The organism is uncultured Psychrobacillus sp., assembly GCF_938022135.1.
Taxonomy (GTDB): domain Bacteria; phylum Bacillota; class Bacilli; order Bacillales_A; family Planococcaceae; genus Psychrobacillus.
The window spans coordinates 1-15,814 of sequence record NZ_CALIED010000026.1; the positions used below are offsets into that span (position 1 = coordinate 1).

General features: G+C 37.7%; 21 protein-coding genes. 14 read left to right on the forward strand and 7 right to left on the reverse strand.

The window, feature by feature from the left end; all coding sequences use genetic code 11:
- Positions 1–514: 514 nt before the first annotated feature.
- Positions 515–1,426: a 1,4-dihydroxy-2-naphthoate polyprenyltransferase gene (locus tag Q0371_RS06585; RefSeq protein WP_251557222.1), complete on the reverse strand. Its 912-nt coding sequence runs from the start codon at positions 1,424–1,426 to the stop codon at positions 515–517.
- Positions 1,427–1,578: 152 nt separating this feature from the next.
- Here Q0371_RS06585 and Q0371_RS06590 point away from each other — a divergent pair, with 152 nt between their 5' ends.
- The 6 genes from Q0371_RS06590 (at position 1,579) to Q0371_RS06615 (ending at position 8,420) form a co-directional block, all read left to right on the forward strand.
- Positions 1,579–2,940: an isochorismate synthase gene (locus Q0371_RS06590; RefSeq protein WP_298469632.1), complete on the forward strand. Its 1,362-nt coding sequence runs from the start codon at positions 1,579–1,581 to the stop codon at positions 2,938–2,940.
- Complete coding sequence (gene menD, locus Q0371_RS06595; protein ID WP_298469635.1) at positions 2,933–4,645, forward strand: 2-succinyl-5-enolpyruvyl-6-hydroxy-3-cyclohexene-1-carboxylic-acid synthase; 1,713 nt, start codon at positions 2,933–2,935, stop codon at positions 4,643–4,645. Before Q0371_RS06590 ends, menD begins: the two co-directional genes overlap by 8 nt.
- Positions 4,633–5,457, forward strand: a complete 825-nt coding sequence (gene menH / locus Q0371_RS06600; RefSeq protein ID WP_298469638.1) for a 2-succinyl-6-hydroxy-2,4-cyclohexadiene-1-carboxylate synthase — start codon at positions 4,633–4,635, stop codon at positions 5,455–5,457. Before menD ends, menH begins: the two co-directional genes overlap by 13 nt.
- Positions 5,454–6,272, forward strand: a complete 819-nt coding sequence (gene menB, locus Q0371_RS06605; RefSeq protein ID WP_169359968.1) for a 1,4-dihydroxy-2-naphthoyl-CoA synthase — start codon at positions 5,454–5,456, stop codon at positions 6,270–6,272. Before menH ends, menB begins: the two co-directional genes overlap by 4 nt.
- Before the next feature lie 108 nt (positions 6,273–6,380).
- Positions 6,381–7,799, forward strand: coding sequence for an o-succinylbenzoate--CoA ligase (locus Q0371_RS06610; RefSeq protein WP_298469641.1), 1,419 nt, complete (start codon positions 6,381–6,383; stop codon positions 7,797–7,799).
- Between the two features lie 66 nt (positions 7,800–7,865).
- Entirely contained in the window at positions 7,866–8,420 is a 555-nt protein-coding gene (locus Q0371_RS06615) for an AAA family ATPase (protein ID WP_298469645.1), read from the forward strand.
- Between the two features lie 230 nt (positions 8,421–8,650).
- Here Q0371_RS06615 and Q0371_RS06620 read toward each other — a convergent pair whose 3' ends face one another.
- The 3 genes from Q0371_RS06620 to Q0371_RS06630 form a co-directional block, all read right to left on the reverse strand.
- Positions 8,651–9,688: a zinc ABC transporter substrate-binding protein gene (locus Q0371_RS06620; RefSeq protein ID WP_298469648.1), complete on the reverse strand. Its 1,038-nt coding sequence runs from the start codon at positions 9,686–9,688 to the stop codon at positions 8,651–8,653.
- Positions 9,689–9,791: 103 nt separating this feature from the next.
- Positions 9,792–10,025 (reverse strand): membrane protein insertion efficiency factor YidD, encoded by a 234-nt coding sequence (gene yidD / locus Q0371_RS06625; RefSeq protein ID WP_169359972.1) that lies wholly within the window; start codon positions 10,023–10,025, stop codon positions 9,792–9,794.
- Entirely contained in the window at positions 10,022–10,147 is a 126-nt protein-coding gene (locus tag Q0371_RS06630; RefSeq protein ID WP_277347104.1) for a hypothetical protein, read from the reverse strand. Before Q0371_RS06630 ends, yidD begins: the two co-directional genes overlap by 4 nt.
- A gap of 100 nt (positions 10,148–10,247) precedes the next feature.
- Here Q0371_RS06630 and Q0371_RS06635 point away from each other — a divergent pair, with 100 nt between their 5' ends.
- The 8 genes from Q0371_RS06635 to Q0371_RS06670 all read left to right on the forward strand — a co-directional run bounded on the left by Q0371_RS06635 (position 10,248) and on the right by Q0371_RS06670 (position 13,997).
- Positions 10,248–10,697: a DNA starvation/stationary phase protection protein gene (locus Q0371_RS06635; RefSeq protein ID WP_298469653.1), complete on the forward strand. Its 450-nt coding sequence runs from the start codon at positions 10,248–10,250 to the stop codon at positions 10,695–10,697.
- 50 nt (positions 10,698–10,747) lie between these two features.
- Complete coding sequence (locus Q0371_RS06640) at positions 10,748–10,924, forward strand: putative motility protein (RefSeq protein WP_169359974.1); 177 nt, start codon at positions 10,748–10,750, stop codon at positions 10,922–10,924.
- Between the two features lie 73 nt (positions 10,925–10,997).
- On the forward strand, positions 10,998–11,321 hold the full coding sequence (locus Q0371_RS06645; protein ID WP_169359975.1) for a transposase: 324 nt from the start codon (positions 10,998–11,000) through the stop codon (positions 11,319–11,321).
- A complete protein-coding gene (locus Q0371_RS06650; protein ID WP_169359976.1) occupies positions 11,321–11,488 on the forward strand; it encodes a hypothetical protein in 168 nt (55 codons plus the stop codon). The genes Q0371_RS06645 and Q0371_RS06650 overlap by 1 nt, the downstream gene beginning before the upstream one ends.
- A 60-nt stretch (positions 11,489–11,548) precedes the next feature.
- Positions 11,549–12,190 carry a type II CAAX endopeptidase family protein gene (locus Q0371_RS06655; RefSeq protein WP_298469658.1) on the forward strand — a complete coding sequence of 214 codons (642 nt, stop codon included), beginning with the start codon at positions 11,549–11,551 and terminating at the stop codon, positions 12,188–12,190.
- Between the two features lie 114 nt (positions 12,191–12,304).
- Positions 12,305–12,778, forward strand: a complete 474-nt coding sequence (locus tag Q0371_RS06660; RefSeq protein WP_298469661.1) for an NUDIX domain-containing protein — start codon at positions 12,305–12,307, stop codon at positions 12,776–12,778.
- Complete coding sequence (locus tag Q0371_RS06665) at positions 12,756–13,547, forward strand: prolyl oligopeptidase family serine peptidase (RefSeq protein ID WP_298469663.1); 792 nt, start codon at positions 12,756–12,758, stop codon at positions 13,545–13,547. Before Q0371_RS06660 ends, Q0371_RS06665 begins: the two co-directional genes overlap by 23 nt.
- Positions 13,548–13,997: a hypothetical protein gene (locus Q0371_RS06670; protein WP_298469666.1), complete on the forward strand. Its 450-nt coding sequence runs from the start codon at positions 13,548–13,550 to the stop codon at positions 13,995–13,997.
- Between the two features lie 87 nt (positions 13,998–14,084).
- On the opposite strand, the gene Q0371_RS06675 is transcribed toward Q0371_RS06670, so the two are convergent.
- The 3 genes from Q0371_RS06675 to Q0371_RS06685 all read right to left on the reverse strand — a co-directional run bounded on the left by Q0371_RS06675 (position 14,085) and on the right by Q0371_RS06685 (position 15,559).
- Positions 14,085–14,468 (reverse strand): hypothetical protein, encoded by a 384-nt coding sequence (locus Q0371_RS06675; RefSeq protein ID WP_298469669.1) that lies wholly within the window; start codon positions 14,466–14,468, stop codon positions 14,085–14,087.
- A 28-nt stretch (positions 14,469–14,496) separates the two neighbouring features.
- Positions 14,497–15,015 (reverse strand): RDD family protein, encoded by a 519-nt coding sequence (locus Q0371_RS06680; protein WP_298469672.1) that lies wholly within the window; start codon positions 15,013–15,015, stop codon positions 14,497–14,499.
- Between the two features lie 67 nt (positions 15,016–15,082).
- The gene (locus Q0371_RS06685; RefSeq protein ID WP_298469675.1) at positions 15,083–15,559 is read right to left on the reverse strand and encodes a hypothetical protein; all 477 of its coding nucleotides are present in this window, start codon (positions 15,557–15,559) and stop codon (positions 15,083–15,085) included.
- Between the last annotated feature and the right edge of the window lie 255 nt (positions 15,560–15,814).

Consider the following 15,814-nt stretch of genomic DNA (forward strand, 5'->3'; position numbering starts at 1 on the left):
TTAAGACACCGCCCTTTCACGGCGGTAACACGGGTTCGAATCCCGTAGGGGTCATAACTGTAAAAAGACAATCACTTCGGTGGTTGTTTTTTTTATTGTGCCTTTATGATATGTAAGGATTGTTATAACATTGTAAATCCAGGCGGGAAGAAGTATTAAGAAAAGTGAATCTATGCTGCACTTATTTGTGAATTTCCTTTCAAATATTGTTAGCAGAACGATTACACTAAAGTGATCCATTATAGCATTTGGGCATTATCTTCTTGTGAAGAGATTTACTCCTAAAAGTTCTTCCACCGACCGATTATTGAAGAGAACCGTCCGATTATCAGGTAAAACCGACCGATTGTTGAAGAGAACCGACCGATTATTAAACAAAACCGTCCGATTCTAAAGAAACTACGCGAAATCAATTATTTGGTTAGACTTTTCTTTCTTCGTTTACACTTCTGCAACCTCTAACTTAAACTTCACAAATAAAAAAGCCAGGAAGGGTTAACTTCCTGACTGAACATCATAGTAAAAATCCAATTAACAAGCCAATTCCTAAAAGAAATACGAAAATGGTATTCGTAAGAGCGGTGTTTTTCATTGCTAATCCGACTTCGAGGTGATTCTCTTTAGATTTAAATAGTTTTATAGCATCTATTGGTTTCTTTGCACTTAGTAAGACTAGCAAAGCCCAAGGTGTAAGAATCTGAAGTATTACTAATAAGATGATCCATACATAAGAAACGATAAAAAATAGGGCTAACACATTAATAGCATTGTCTCTACCTATTAAGATAGCCATTGTTTTTCTACCGCCTTTTGTATCCTCTACAATATCTCGAATATTATTAGAAAGCATAATAGCAGCGACAAGCAGAGTGCTAGGGATAGATAGGAACAAGGCAAAGTTTGGTATAGATCCTACCTGAATGTATGTAGCAATTAAAACAATAAACATTCCCATAACCACCCCACTGAATAGTTCTCCAAACGGTGTATAAGCTATTGGGTAAGGTCCACCAGTATATAAGTATCCAATGAGCATACAAACGGCTCCAACGATCAATAAAAGCCAAGATGATTGGGAACAAATATAAATACCTAACAGAGCGGCTAGGACGTATAGTACTAAGGCTAATTGAAGCACTGTCTTTGGTTTAACACCATTGCGGACTATCGCGCCACCAATGCCGATAGATTCTTCACTATCTAGACCTCTTTCAAAGTCGTAGTACTCATTAAACATATTCGTAGCAGCTTGTATAAACAAGCACGCAATGAGCATTGCTAAGAATAAAGGCCAATCAATATTTACGTAATAAAGGGCAATCATTGTACCTAAAAAGACAGGCGCAAACGATGCGGTTAACGTGTGTGGTCTTGTTAACTTCCACCATATACGCCAGCCTTTATCAGCTTGTAGTTCTTGTGACATATAAATTTCTCTCCTTTTAAAGAATCAACTTCAATTTTAGCATACATTTGTAGCTAAATGTGTGCCGAAACGTGGAGAAAGTTGTATGATAAAGGGTAGAGTAATAAAACATGAATTTAAATTAGCAGGTAATTTATACGGAGGTCATATATATGCCGAACACCACCGGGCAAAATAAATCAACATTACGTTTTTATACCGAAACAATAGAAGTATCTAGAATGTCTGCTCATGCTTTTTTTGAAGCTGGGGAGGATTACTATAAAGGGAAACGATTCTTTTGGCAAAACAAAGAGAAAACGTTCACATTGGTTGGACTTGGACACGCCTATGTACTGTCTAATGATTTAGAGAAAAATAGATACAGCGATATAGCTCAAAAATGGGACGACCTTTGTGCATGTTCATTAATAGAGAAAGCAGATGTGTCTCCAATTCTATTTGGTGGATTCTCTTTCGATCCTTCAAACAATATATCATCGGAATGGAATAGCTTCCCGTCTAGTTTTTTTGCCGTGGCTACATTTCAATTAGTTATACAGGACGATCAGGCTTTTGTAAGTATTCATCATATTACAGAGGAAGAGGACAGCTCTGCTGCTTTTGAGCGCTTACGTATAGAAAGAGATACTTTAATCCATACAGCTCAAGTGAAAGAACTGAAGGTCCATAAAAAGCCACAGCTTCTTCAACGAGAAGATAGATTAAAGGAAGAATACTTATCAGCGGTTGAAACTGTAACGGAAAGAATTCGTAATAAGGAAGTAAACAAGGTGGTTATTGGGCGCTCCCTAAAGTTAACCTTTGATGATATCTTTTCACCATCTACAGCAATTTACAATGCATCGATGGAGCAACCTGAAAGTTATTTGTTTGGTCTTGAGAAAGAAGACAAGACTTTCTTTGGGGCGACTCCAGAGAGATTAGTAAAATTGGAAAATGGCAAGGTTGAATCTGCTGGTTTGGCTGGATCCGTTCGAAGAGGAAAAGACCAAGTGGAAGATAAGAAGCTTGGAGATGCGCTATTATCGGATAATAAAAACTTAATGGAACATGAATATGTTGTTCAGATGATTAGAAAAGTATTTGAGCAGTATTGTGAGCAGGTTAAGATTCCAGCTAGACCAAAGCTTATGAAAATAAGAGATATTCAGCATTTATTTACACCTATAGAGGGGAAAATTAAAGGAAGCTCTTCTCTTTTCGAGTTTGTAGAAGCTATGCATCCGACACCAGCACTTGGTGGTGAACCTCGACAAGAGGCTATCGAGATTATTAGAGAATCTGAACAAATGAACCGTGGTTACTATGCCGCTCCAATCGGCTGGGTAAATGCCGAGGGAGATGGAGAGTTTGCGGTAGGTATTCGTTCCGCTCTTATAGAAAACCAATACGCTTATTTATATGCTGGAGGCGGATTAGTTTCAGAATCTACCTCTTTAGAAGAGTTTGAAGAAACGAGAGTCAAATTCCGACCAATGCTACGAACTTTGGGAGGAAATATGAATGACTAACGCGAGCTTTCTAACATCTTATGTAAATCGATTTGTAGAAACTATTAGACAAGCGGGCATAGAGGATATCGTGCTATGCCCAGGATCTAGATCCACTCCTTTAGCATATGGGTTTGCAAAAACATCAGGCTTTAACTTATATAGACAAATCGATGAGCGTTCTGCTGGATATTTTGCTTTAGGAATTGCCAAAGCGAAAAAGAATCCTGTAGTTCTATTGTGTACTTCTGGAACTGCTGCTGCGAATTTCTTTCCTGCGATAGTGGAAGCATACTATGCAAGAATACCATTACTTATTGTGACAGCAGATCGCCCGCATGAACTTAGAGAGGTCGGCGCTCCTCAAGCGATAGACCAAATTCACCTATTTGGTAAGCATGTCAAATGGTCCGTCGATTTCCCTTTACCTGAGGAAAGAGAAGAAAGCCTTGCGTTCATAGAGAGACATATTCATCGTGCAGTTTCTTCTGCTAAAGGTGCACCGATGGGACCAGTTCATATCAACGTGCCGTTTCGGGAGCCGCTATTGTTAGAAATGGATCGGCCTGCTTCCATCCCTCAAATGCAGCAAACGGAGATAGGGAAGCTTATGCCAAGCGAAGAATGCATTAATTGGTATACTCAGCTAATAACAAACACAGATAAGGGACTTATTATTGCAGGAGATTCCCTAAACTCGACAGTAGGTTTCTGGGAGTTTGTGAAAGCTATACAATGGCCAGTACTAGCGGATCCATTGTCCACGCTTCGAAGTAATGTACCTATGGATTGTATGCATTTATGTATAGACCAATATGACGCTATTTTAAAAAGTGAAGCGTTTATGCAATCAGCTATCCCTGATGCAGTCATTCGTTTTGGTGCTCAGCCGGTTTCTAAGCCGCTTATGAAGTTTCTAGAGGCAAACCCTCCTAAAACCTTTATAGCTGTCGATGAAAGCCCACTATTTAGAGATTCTCTTCATGTCGTAACTCATCACGTACAAGTAGATCCGTCATCTCTTTGGTTTCAGGTAGAAGAAAAGCAATCATCTAGCTATCTAGAAAATTGGTCTAAGGCAAATGATATAGCAACGAATCATATTAAGATGTACATTTCAGAGCAAACCGACGAGGGTGCGTTAGCGGGAACGTTTTTTGAAGTGCTTCCAGACAAAACAGATTTAATAGCAAGTAGCAGCATGCCTATACGTGATGTAGACACCTTTTTCAATAAAACTTCTAAGGATGTCCATGTATATGCCAATAGAGGGACAAACGGAATTGATGGAGTAGTGTCTACTGCTTTAGGAATTCAAGCAGCAACTAAAAGACCTGGCTATCTATTAATCGGGGATTTGGCATTTCTCCATGATGTAAATGGATTAATAGTCACTCGTTTTAGCGAAACAGATTTAACCATTGTTATTATGAATAATGATGGAGGAGGCATATTCTCTTACTTGCCACAATCTACGGAAACTAATTACTTTGAGCATTTGTTCGGGACACCTACAGGGCTTGAGTTTTCAGCTATTGCTACTATGTACGATGCTCAATATGATGTAGTACATACTAAGGAAGATTTTCAAGCTGTCTTAAGTAAGGATAAAATGAAGAATATACGTATGATTGAAGTTCGTACGGATCGACAGAACAATACAGAAACTCATCGAAAGCTTTGGGCAGCAATCACTAAGGAGCTGGATGTCACTTGGAAAGCTTAATAACCGTTAGGTCCATTCAGATGAACGTTAATAGGTACAATACAGGCGCCAAGAAGAAGGCGGTCCTTCTGCATGGATTTACTGGATCTAGTAAGACATGGGAGGAAGTTATCGCTTCTCTAGGTCCTTCTATTGAACTGCTAACCATTGATTTAATTGGCCACGGGGAAAGTGACAAGCCTGAAAATGCTAGTCGTTACTTTGCTCAGGAGCAGGTGGAGGATCTACATGCACTAATCCAACAGATAGGCTGGGATCATTTTACGCTTATAGGGTATTCTATGGGTGGTAGATTGGCACTTGCCTATGCAAGTAAGTACGAGGTCGACTGTTTAATACTTGAAAGCAGTTCTCCAGGCTTAAAGGATGAGGAAGCACGTATACAAAGAAAATCAGCGGATAGCAAGCTAGCTGAAAAAATTCTAGTAGACGGTGTTCTCGCATTTACAGATTACTGGGAGCAGATTCCTTTGTTTGATTCTCAAAAGAGTTTATCACTGAAGAAGCAGGAACAGATAAGAGAAGAGCGAATGTCTCAAACAGCAATAGGCTTGTCGAATAGCTTGAAGGGCTTTAGCACTGGAGTGCAGCCTTCCTTATGGGATAAGCTAGTCTCTCTTGAATTTCCAGTAATCATGTTAACGGGAGAGCTAGATAAGAAGTTCTGTGAAATTGCTAAAAAGATGTTAGCTATATTACCAAATGCTGACTGGAAAATAATAAATGGTGTGGGCCATGCAATTCATGTGGAAAATCCCAAATTGTTTGCTACAATAGTAGAGGATATAATTTTGAAGGAGGATGTAAGATGACTCGTGAATGGACAACATTACATACATATGAAGACATTAAATATGAATTCTATAATGGAATTGCTAAAGTAACGATTAATCGCCCAGAAGTGCGAAATGCTTTCCGTCCTAAAACAGTGATGGAAATGATCGACGCATTTTCTCGTGCTCGCGATGACAAAAACGTTGGAGTAATTATTTTAACTGGAGAAGGCGAAAAAGCTTTCTGTTCAGGCGGAGACCAAAAGGTTCGAGGTCATGGTGGATATGTAGGCGAGGATGAAATCCCACGTCTTAATGTTCTAGACCTACAACGTTTAATCCGTGTAATTCCTAAGCCAGTTGTAGCTATGGTAGCTGGATATGCAATTGGTGGAGGTCATGTATTACACGTAGTTTGTGACTTAACAATCGCTGCGGACAATGCTATTTTTGGACAAACTGGTCCAAACGTAGGCTCCTTTGATGCTGGATATGGTTCAGGCTATTTAGCTCGTATCATTGGTCACAAGAAAGCACGTGAAATTTGGTACCTATGCCGTCAATATGATGCAAAACAAGCGTTAGATATGGGCTTAGTTAACACTGTTGTTCCTTATGAGCAATTAGAGGACGAGACTGTTCAATGGTGTGAGGAAATGCTAGAAAAGAGCCCAACCGCACTTCGTTTCTTAAAAGCAGCTATGAATGCTGATACAGATGGACTTGCTGGTCTTCAACAATTAGCTGGAGATGCAACACTTCTTTATTACACAACTGAGGAAGCTAAAGAAGGTCGCGATGCGTTTAAAGAAAAACGTAAACCAGACTTCGGTCAATTCCCACGTTTCCCGTGATTTAGTAAGATATTTTATGATTTCTCTAAGCTGTCCTTTAAGGGCAGCTTTTTTTAAAAGATAGAAATGCATTTGCTTGTGCTTTACTTAATAAAGGAGTTGTTTATTATGTACCCTAATCTCTTGGTTAAACGAGCAAGTCTTACGCCAAATAGATTAGCTATCATATTTGAAGACCAACAATGGACATTCTCACAATTACAGCAGGAGGCAATAGACTTTGCCGAGAAGCTACATAAATTAGGTGTTAACAAAGGGATGAGAATTGCCATATTGGCGTCGTCCAGCCCACAGCTAGTGACAGTTTTACATGGCTGCATGCAATTAGGCTGTGAGCTAGTCATGCTTAATGAACGTTTAACAGAGGACGAGCTGATTTATCAATTAAATGATAGTCAGTCTGACGTATTATTAGTCGATCGGTTAGATAGAAGTTTGATGTATGGTAACCGGATATCCTTTAATCAGGTTACAGGAGCCTCAAACAAGCAATTTCAAATAGACGCTGAATGGCCAAAGGATAGAACAATCACTATTATGTACACATCTGGTACGACAGGGAAGCCAAAGGGTGTTCGACAAACACTAGAAAATCATGTGATGAGTGCAATGGGATCTGCTTTAAATTTAGGTGTTCAGCCTAATGATTGCTGGTTATGCGCAATGCCTTTGTTTCATATTAGCGGATTTTCTATTCTAATGCGTTCCGTTCTATATGGTATGACAGTCAGCCTCCATACAAAGTTTGATGCAAATAAGTCTATAGAGGAAATTTTAAATGGAACAGTTACTAGAATGTCTGTAGTCGCTGTAACGTTAGAAAGATTGATTAGTGTGTTAGAGGAACGGAATCAAACGTTCCCAGATACTTTCCAATCTATGCTAGTCGGTGGAGGGCCTGTTCCTCTCCATTACTTGGAGCGAGCAATTAAATGTAAGATACCTGTTTTACAGACGTATGGTATGACGGAAACGTCCTCACAAACTACGACATTGTCTAGTGAGGATGCTATTCGTAAGCTAGGCTCAGCAGGAAAGCCACTCTTTTTCGCAGAAATACGTATTTCAGGAAAAAAGGAGATAGGAGAAATTTGTATTAAAGGACCACATGTTACGAAGGGTTATATTGGAGCAGCATCTTCCAAGGATCCACAGGATGATGGGTGGCTCCATACGGGAGATATGGGCTATATAGATGACGAAGGTTATTTATACGTCGTCGACCGTAGATCAGATTTAATCATTTCGGGTGGGGAAAATATTTATCCTGCTGAAGTGGAGCAGGCCATAGTTAAGCATAGTGCTGTAAAAGAAGCCGGAGTAACTGGTATTCAGGATGAAAAATGGGGGCACGTACCGATTGCCTTTGTTGTGTTGAAGAGCGAGGTTACCGAAGAAGAATTAAAATCATTTATGAAACCCCAGCTTGCTACATATAAACAGCCTGTCCGTTATTATTTTATCGAGGAGCTACCTAGAAATGCTTCCAATAAAATTTTAAGAAGAAAGCTTCATGAATATTTATAAAGCCGAGAGAACAGCTTTCTCGGCTTTTTTTACGGGTTATTCTTTTGCTATGAGGAGGGGAAACGTATGAGAATTCAAATTATAGGCGGATCTGGAACGGGGAAGAGTACATTAGGTGAATATTTTGCACACCGAGAGCAAATAAAATGGATCGATACCGATTCCTATCTGTGGAAGGACGATACGTTTCTAGAAAATAATCCAATTGAAATAAGAAGAGAAATGTATCAGCGAGATATCAGTTCTAATAAGTGTTATGTAGTCTCGGGCTCTATTTTTTCATGGCATCCAGATGGCTTTTCCGATCTGGAACTTTTAGTCTTTCTGTCTTTACCGGAGAATGAAAGAATGGACCGCATAAGAAAAAGAGAAATTTCCCGTAAAACTGGTAAACAATCGTGGCTAGACGAGCATGGATTATATACGAATGACTTTATAGAATGGTGCAAAACCTACTTAACGGAAACCGATAAAAGTCAAGGAGGGACATATGTGGCACAGCGCTATGAAATGGAATTATCACAAAGTCCCATCCTCCAGCTAGACAGCTCTAAAGAAGTCGAAGCGTTATACGATGAAATAAAACAGTACTTACGGATTAACTTAAATAGACTTTCATAACAAGAAGTGGATGGCAATAAAATAGGAATCGGTCGGTTCTGCCACAAAATCGGTCGGTTCCATCGAATAATCGGTCGGTTCTCCAATAAAATCGGTCGGTCACATCGAATAATCGGTCGGTCACACCAATAATATCAGTAGAGCAACTAATATAGGTGACTCTTCATAATAAAAGAAACGCGAGAATGTCGTTATATCAACATTCTCGCGTTTCTAACTAGAAAAGTGTTCTAATTTAAAGCCGTTTTTAAAGTTTCTAGATTTTTTTGCATTAAAGTAAAGTAGGTTTCTTCATTTGCTATATCCTCTTTAGAAAGGACACCTAGATTGTGGAGCACTAGACTTTCTGCTCCAATTTCTTTTTGAATGACTTCTGTTAGCTTAGAGTTTACGTTTTGTTCAAAAAGAATATACTCTACATTTTTCTCTTTAGCCATATCAATGATCTTAGTTAGCTCCTTTTGAGAAGGCTCCTGCTGAGAGTTTAAGCCCGCAATAGCAATTTGTTCTAGGCCATATGTGTCAGCTAAATAACCAAATGCTGCATGGGAAACAAAAAACGTTTTAGATGATGCAGCGTGAGACATTTCTTCAAAGTCAGTATCTAATTGTTGAAGCTCGCTAACAAGTGCTTGATAGTTCTCTTCAAATAATTTTTCATTTTCTGGAGAAACTTCGACTAGCTTGTTTTTTACTGTTAAAGCTAGATCTTGACTGATTTTTGGAGAAATCCATACGTGTGGATCGGTATCTCCGTGTTCATGGCCTTCATGTCCATCTCCATTTTCCTCTGAATCATGATTATGTTCGTCTGCTTCTGCAGAATCTTCCTCATGACCTTCGTGATCATGTTCATCTGTACCTTCCTTATAATGATGGTCATGCTCATCCTCGTTCACTTCTAAAGCACTGTCTGGCACGCCATCAATTACGGCTACCATTTCTACATTTTCCTCAGCTAAAGTCTTTTTTGCATTTTCTACAAATCCTTCTAGGCCCAAACCGATGTAAAAGAATAAATCAGCGTCAGCCAGAGCAATCATGTCCTTTTGAGTAGGTTCAAATGTATGCTCATTGGCACCTGGTGGATAAATAGATTGGACCTTTACTTCATTTCCTCCAATTCGTTCTGTGAAATATTGGAGTGGATATACGGTTGTATATATATCTAATTGGCCACCTTCTGCTGTGGTTGTTTCTTCTTGCTGCCCACAAGCAGCGATGAATAAAATAAACGTTAACATGCATAATAGGAAAAGACGTTTCAATTTTATCAACCTTTCTAAATAGTAATGATTACGTTTTATGTATTAAGAACTTTATTAGCTTACAATATTATGTTCAAAAAGGCAAGAAAAAATAGCCTTTGAGTTATTTTTTCTTCAAAGGCCATTCTTCTGGTACTGGGTCAAATCCACCCTCATGAAATGGATGACATTTAGATATACGTTTAACCGTTAGGTAGCTACCTTTTATAGCACCATGTTTTTCTACAGCCTCCACTCCATAGTGAGAGCATGTTGGATAGAAGCGGCAGCTAGGTGGAGACAATGGTGATATAAATTTTTGATAGAAGCGAAAAATACTTAATAGGATTCGCTTCATGCGTCTGTATCCTTCGGTTTAGGGTCAATAGCGGATATATTTTCTTTTGTTGCTAATTTATATAGAAAGGTAAAACCAACAATACTGAATATAATTGCTATACCTAAGATCCAAAATACCATATTTGCTCACTCCATTTTAATGTCTTATGTTTATTGTAAGAAAATAAGAGGTATATGAAAAGAGAAAGCAATTATAATTCTAGAGGAGAGTGTCAAAATTATGTCAGCAGCATTAAATAAAGAACTAAATAATCTAGTAGCAACATTTTCAGTCATGTATACAAAATTACATAATTTTCATTGGTATGTAAAAGGACCGCAATTCTTTACATTACATGCAAAGTTTGAAGAACTATATAACGAAACAACTTTAAATATGGATGAAATAGCAGAACGCTTATTAACTTTAGGAGGAAAGCCAACTGCTACGTTAAAAGAGCATCTAGAGCTTTCTGAGGTGAAGGAAGCAAATAACAAAGAAACGGCTGAGGAAATGGTAGAAGCAGTAGTAAAAGATTTTGATAAAATCATGAAGTCCTTGAAAAAAGGGATGGAAGAGGCTGCTAAGGATGAAGATGATATGACAGAGGATGTCCTAAATGCCATCTATCAAAAAATCGAGAAACACCAATGGATGTTAAATGCATTTTTAGGAGATTCCAATAAATAATGGAATAAATGAACTTTATGTCGATAATAAGCTTGTAAGGGGGAATTATTTTGGATATTAACTCCATCATGTCTTCTCAGCTAGCACAGCTACAACAAACAGTTCAAATGAGTGTTATGAAAAATGCACTTAATATGGAAACTGTAGCAGCAGTGGAAATGCTAGAGAGTATGCCTCAACCTGCTACACATCCTTTTAAAGGGACAGTAGTAGACGTACAAGCGTAAGAGAAAAACATGTACCTTATATGGTGCATGTTTTTTTGTTTTGGGAACATACTACACGAAAAGGATGTGTGATATGACAGAAATTAAAGCTTACGTTTCGTTGAGTCAACGGAGAGTATACTTGTATCCAGATGAATCGCCATGGGAATATGAAATAACAGCTAGGCAGGATATTATCCCAGTTTTTGAAACTTTGTTTTATCAGCTGTATCACAAAGACATGAATACCTTTTGGAGAGCCCATGTGCCATTAAAGTATTATAGTAATGATTTTTCTAATGAAGAATACGACAACCGAATCAAGAAGCTATATGCTCTAATCCACGAGTTTAGTGACAGAGAATCTCAAGCATTTATTGAACAGCTTCCATTTTTTAAAGAAAGTAGGCATCTGTAATGACTAAAAATGTTAATGGTAAAGGTAACGATACAACTACTTACCGCAATGCAAGCTCCCTTTTACATCTTTCTCCGCAAGATAAGGCAAAGGTTAACGCTGGCCAAAACAGTCAAGAAGGCGGCAAAAATTATAAACAACAGGAGCAAGAAAAGTGGGAAGGTTAAGACTTGGTGCATTGCCAAGTCTTTTTTCTAATGATAAATTAGAAATAATTAGGAGGGTATATGGTTAAACAGCTGATTTTACTAATTGGACCTACTATCATGATCATTTTAGGTCTTGTCCTTATAAAGAATATAGCCATTACATTTTTGCTCTTCTATGGCTGGTTACTGGTTGTTCCAATCCTAGTAAGCTATAGAAGGAAAACGCGTACTCGTTTAATATTCCCTCAACCGAAGTACTCGATGACTGTGGGGATTATAAGCGGAATTATTTGCTTAATAGCTATTTATAGTTTTGCCTACTTACTTCAATCGATAGCTATAGATCAAGAAGGCTTGGAAGTAGCTCTTGTCCAATGGGATTTTACAGGAGCGAAAGTAATTTTCCTTGTACTTTTCCTTATTTTCATTAACCCTATATTAGAAGAGTTTTATTGGAGAAGGTTTATGTATGACCGATTACTACATCGACTTGGATCAAAGCTTACAATTATTATAACGGCATTTTTTTATGCCCTATATCATTTTGTAGTGGTCATGCCTATTTTCCATATACCTGTTTTCGCTACCTTGATGGTATTCCTTGCAGGAATTATGTGGGGCATTTTTCGCTCAAGATTTCATACTATTGTTCCATCCATTGTCAGTCATAGTATAGCGGATTTAGGAATCATGCTTGTTTACTTGTTTATTATTATTTAGACTCCTGGTTTAGTTTTATGCTAAACCTTTTTTTATTTGCCTATGATAAACTTTTAAAGTAAATATAAGTCAAACAGCAACATCAAGCAATGAAATACAAGGGAGCGTACATATATGATTTCTTTTAATGATTTAAATGGATATAGGGTGGATCTTAGTTTTGAAAAAGATAGCTTTTCAATAGAGCCTCAGCATGTGCTCGTTTTAGCACAGAAAGGTCATAAATGGTTGCTAACTAACCATCCTAAAAGAGGGATAGAGTTTCCTGGTGGTAAAAAAGAGGTATATGAAACTATAGAGGAAGCTGCTATCCGAGAAACTTTAGAAGAAACAAATGTAGCAGTATACCGTTTAGAATGGTTTGCCGAATATGTAGTTCATGATGTGAAACCATTTTGTAAGGCGGTATTTATAGCAGAGGTGAAGGATATACATACAGAGGCAGTGAATTATGAAACAGATGGAGCAGTCTGGCTCACGTCAAAAGAGCTAGAAGCTTGTCCGAATTTATCCTTTCATATGAAGGACAAAGGAATGGAAGTCATTCTTAAAGAGGTGATGATTTATGAAGAAAGATGGAACGATTGATAAAATTCGTGTGTATCCGTCTCCAAATCCGAACGTGCATTTAAAAGAAATTACATACTGGTCCTGTGGCTTACGGATAAAAGGAATGCTAGCATACCCGATTAAAGAGGGAAATTATGATGGAATGCTATATTGCAGAGGAGGTATCCAAGGGGTTGGTATGGTTCGCCCTGCACGAATTGCTCAATTTGCTTCTCAAGGACTTGTTGTCTTTGCCCCTTATTACCGTGGAAATCGAGGCGGAGAAGGACGAGATGAGTTTGGTGGCGAGGATCGATGGGATGCCGTTTATGCGGTGGATGTATTAAAACAATTTTGCAACCCCGACAAAGTCCATCTATTTGCCTTTTCTAGGGGTGGCATGATGGCCTTATGGACAGCTGTTATAAGGGAAGACATCAGCTCGCTTGTTTCCTGGGCGGGAGTATCTGATATTTATCTCACATACGAGGAAAGACTGGATATGCGAAGAATGATGAAGCGCGTAATAGGTGGAACTCCCTCCAACCGTGAGGAAGAATATGAGGGAAGAAATGTATTAAATCAAATCGAAGAAATTCATGCCCCTGTGTTAATCATTCATGGGAGAGAAGATGTGAATGTATCAATTGAGCATGCAAAAGTGTTAGAACAGGCTTTAATAGGGTATAACAAAATTGTAGAGACATGGTATTATCCAGACTTCACACATTACTTTCCTTCTAAGGTAAATCGACAAGTAGTGAAGGACGTGTGTTTATGGATGAAAAAACATGGAGGAGGCAAATAAGTGGGTCAGTTAGTTGTTAAAGTAGAGTCAATGAGTTTAGAGGAAAAGGCGGTGTTCCCAACAGATTTAAGCTTTTGGGAGGACTTATGGGATCAGTATACGAATGAGTATTCGGAAGTAGTGATACATTGCTGGGCTGAAGAAGAGGAAGTAGTCAATGAGCTTTCCGAAAAAAGCTTTGAGGCACTGAATGAAGGGTTAATGAAGGTTTTTACCGTAAATTTAAACGATGAGAATAGATTATTTTTCCGAAATTATTCTCAAGATCCAATCGGGGGACTGAAATGGTTCACCATGTTTTTCAATACAAATGGAGAAGAACAATTAGAGATTGGGCAATATGGAGCTGAAATCATTTTTTCAAACGTAGATGAAGAAAAGGCTGAAGAGATAAAAGCAATATTCCCAATTTCAACTGAAATGGAATATCATGACGACTTTGAGGAATAGTATTCCTTTATATACGGGAGGAGGTAATGGACATAGTCTATTACCTCTTTTAATTTTTGTCCGTTAATTACAGATTCGTGCGAACGTTTAGTTTTCACTGAATAACGAATTTAATTTCTCCAATATTTGCTCATTTTCATTGTAATAAAAATCATTTATTTGTGTAGTAGAAAAGGAGAGGGTTAAATTTTTCCCGTCAAAAAGATCAACATTATATAGAGAACCAACTTGCCCCTCTTGGTTTGTAGAAGGTTCAAATACTATGTTTTTTATACTATCAAGCCAAAAGTTTATAATTGATTGATCTGTAATCTCTTTAAGTTCTCCATTACCGTGTCTAATCTCTATTTTGGATACTTCTGTTAAGTCTCCTGAGTAAATCTCCTCAAACGTCATAGGTTCAAGCTTGGAACAGCCTGTGATGACTAATATCAGCACCATTGTGAATATTGCTAAGCAGAGTTTTTTCAATTGATTTCCCCCTTGTTCCACTAAAGTTTCATCTCTTAACAACCTCTGTTTCTGCCAGAATATCATACAGAGATTGTTTTTTCTTAGTAAAAATGGCGGTCAAAATGTATGCAAACATAAGTGTATAAATCAGTCCACCAACCAGATAGTAGGAGAGTGGTATTTCGCCATCACCTATGTAAACGAGCCGATAAACAAGGAAATGTGACAACTCCCATGGTAAAAATTTTAGGACGGTTCGAAAAGTTGCTCGGAAGAGTGTTATTGCTTCTCCGTTTTTATAAACCACTTGTATACCAGTTTTTCTTTTTCCAATAGACTGCCCTCCAATAGATGAGTCAAAAACTATAAAATATAGCGACACCGGAAAAGTTACCATTAAAAAACCTGTAACCTGAGCTACTATTAAAGAACCATTGAAAAACTCTTGTAAAGATGGGAACAAGAAAACATTGATAACAAAAAGAAGGGCTAAATAAACTAGTATAAAAATGTAATCAATCATGAAGGCCTTAAAACGGAGTAGAAAGGTAGCATTCATTCTCATTAACATAACCTCTTTCATATGGAGTTGTACGTATGACAAAGACGATGGACATTCACACTGTTTTAATTTAAATAGTAAGGGTCAAATAGAAGTATTTAGTGTCGTGTAATAAACTGCTTAAATCAAAAGACGCTTTAAAGGCAATATACACAGCAATGCCTACAAAAATAGTTATCATTGCACTGCCATCTTTAAGCATCTTTCTATTTTTTTTATAAAGGATAAGCGTGGTAATAGTAACAATTAATAAATATGATACCGATGTAATAAGTTTTACTAATACTAATTTACTGTCAATTACAGCATTCCTAAATTTTAATAAATCTTCTTTATTATCAGTACTCTCTTCGATAATCGTTATATCCTCTTTGTATCTAACCTTCCATAAGTTACTATTCTTCTCTTTTATGACAGTGTATTCATAACCCAAAACTTTCCCCTCACTAATAACCCCCAAATATTCCTGTGTGTCTTCTTCACCTTGAGAACAAGCAGATAGAATTAAGGTGACGCAAAATAACATTACCAACAACCATTTCTTCATTTTTGCGACTCCCATCTTTCGATAATTTTAAGAGATGTATAGTAGAACCACTTCTTCATTGGTTATATTCTGCCGTTTGGTTTCTTCAAATTCTATGGAAAATATTCTAGTTAAGATGTAGTGCTTAGGTTTATGATCGGAGTCCAAGCATAAGCGGCTCAGGAGAGGGGATTTCCTAGGAAATAGTTAGCTGTGTATTTCAACAATATAAAAGAAAAAAACGCTACGAATTTGAGCGGTTTTTTCTTTAAGTAC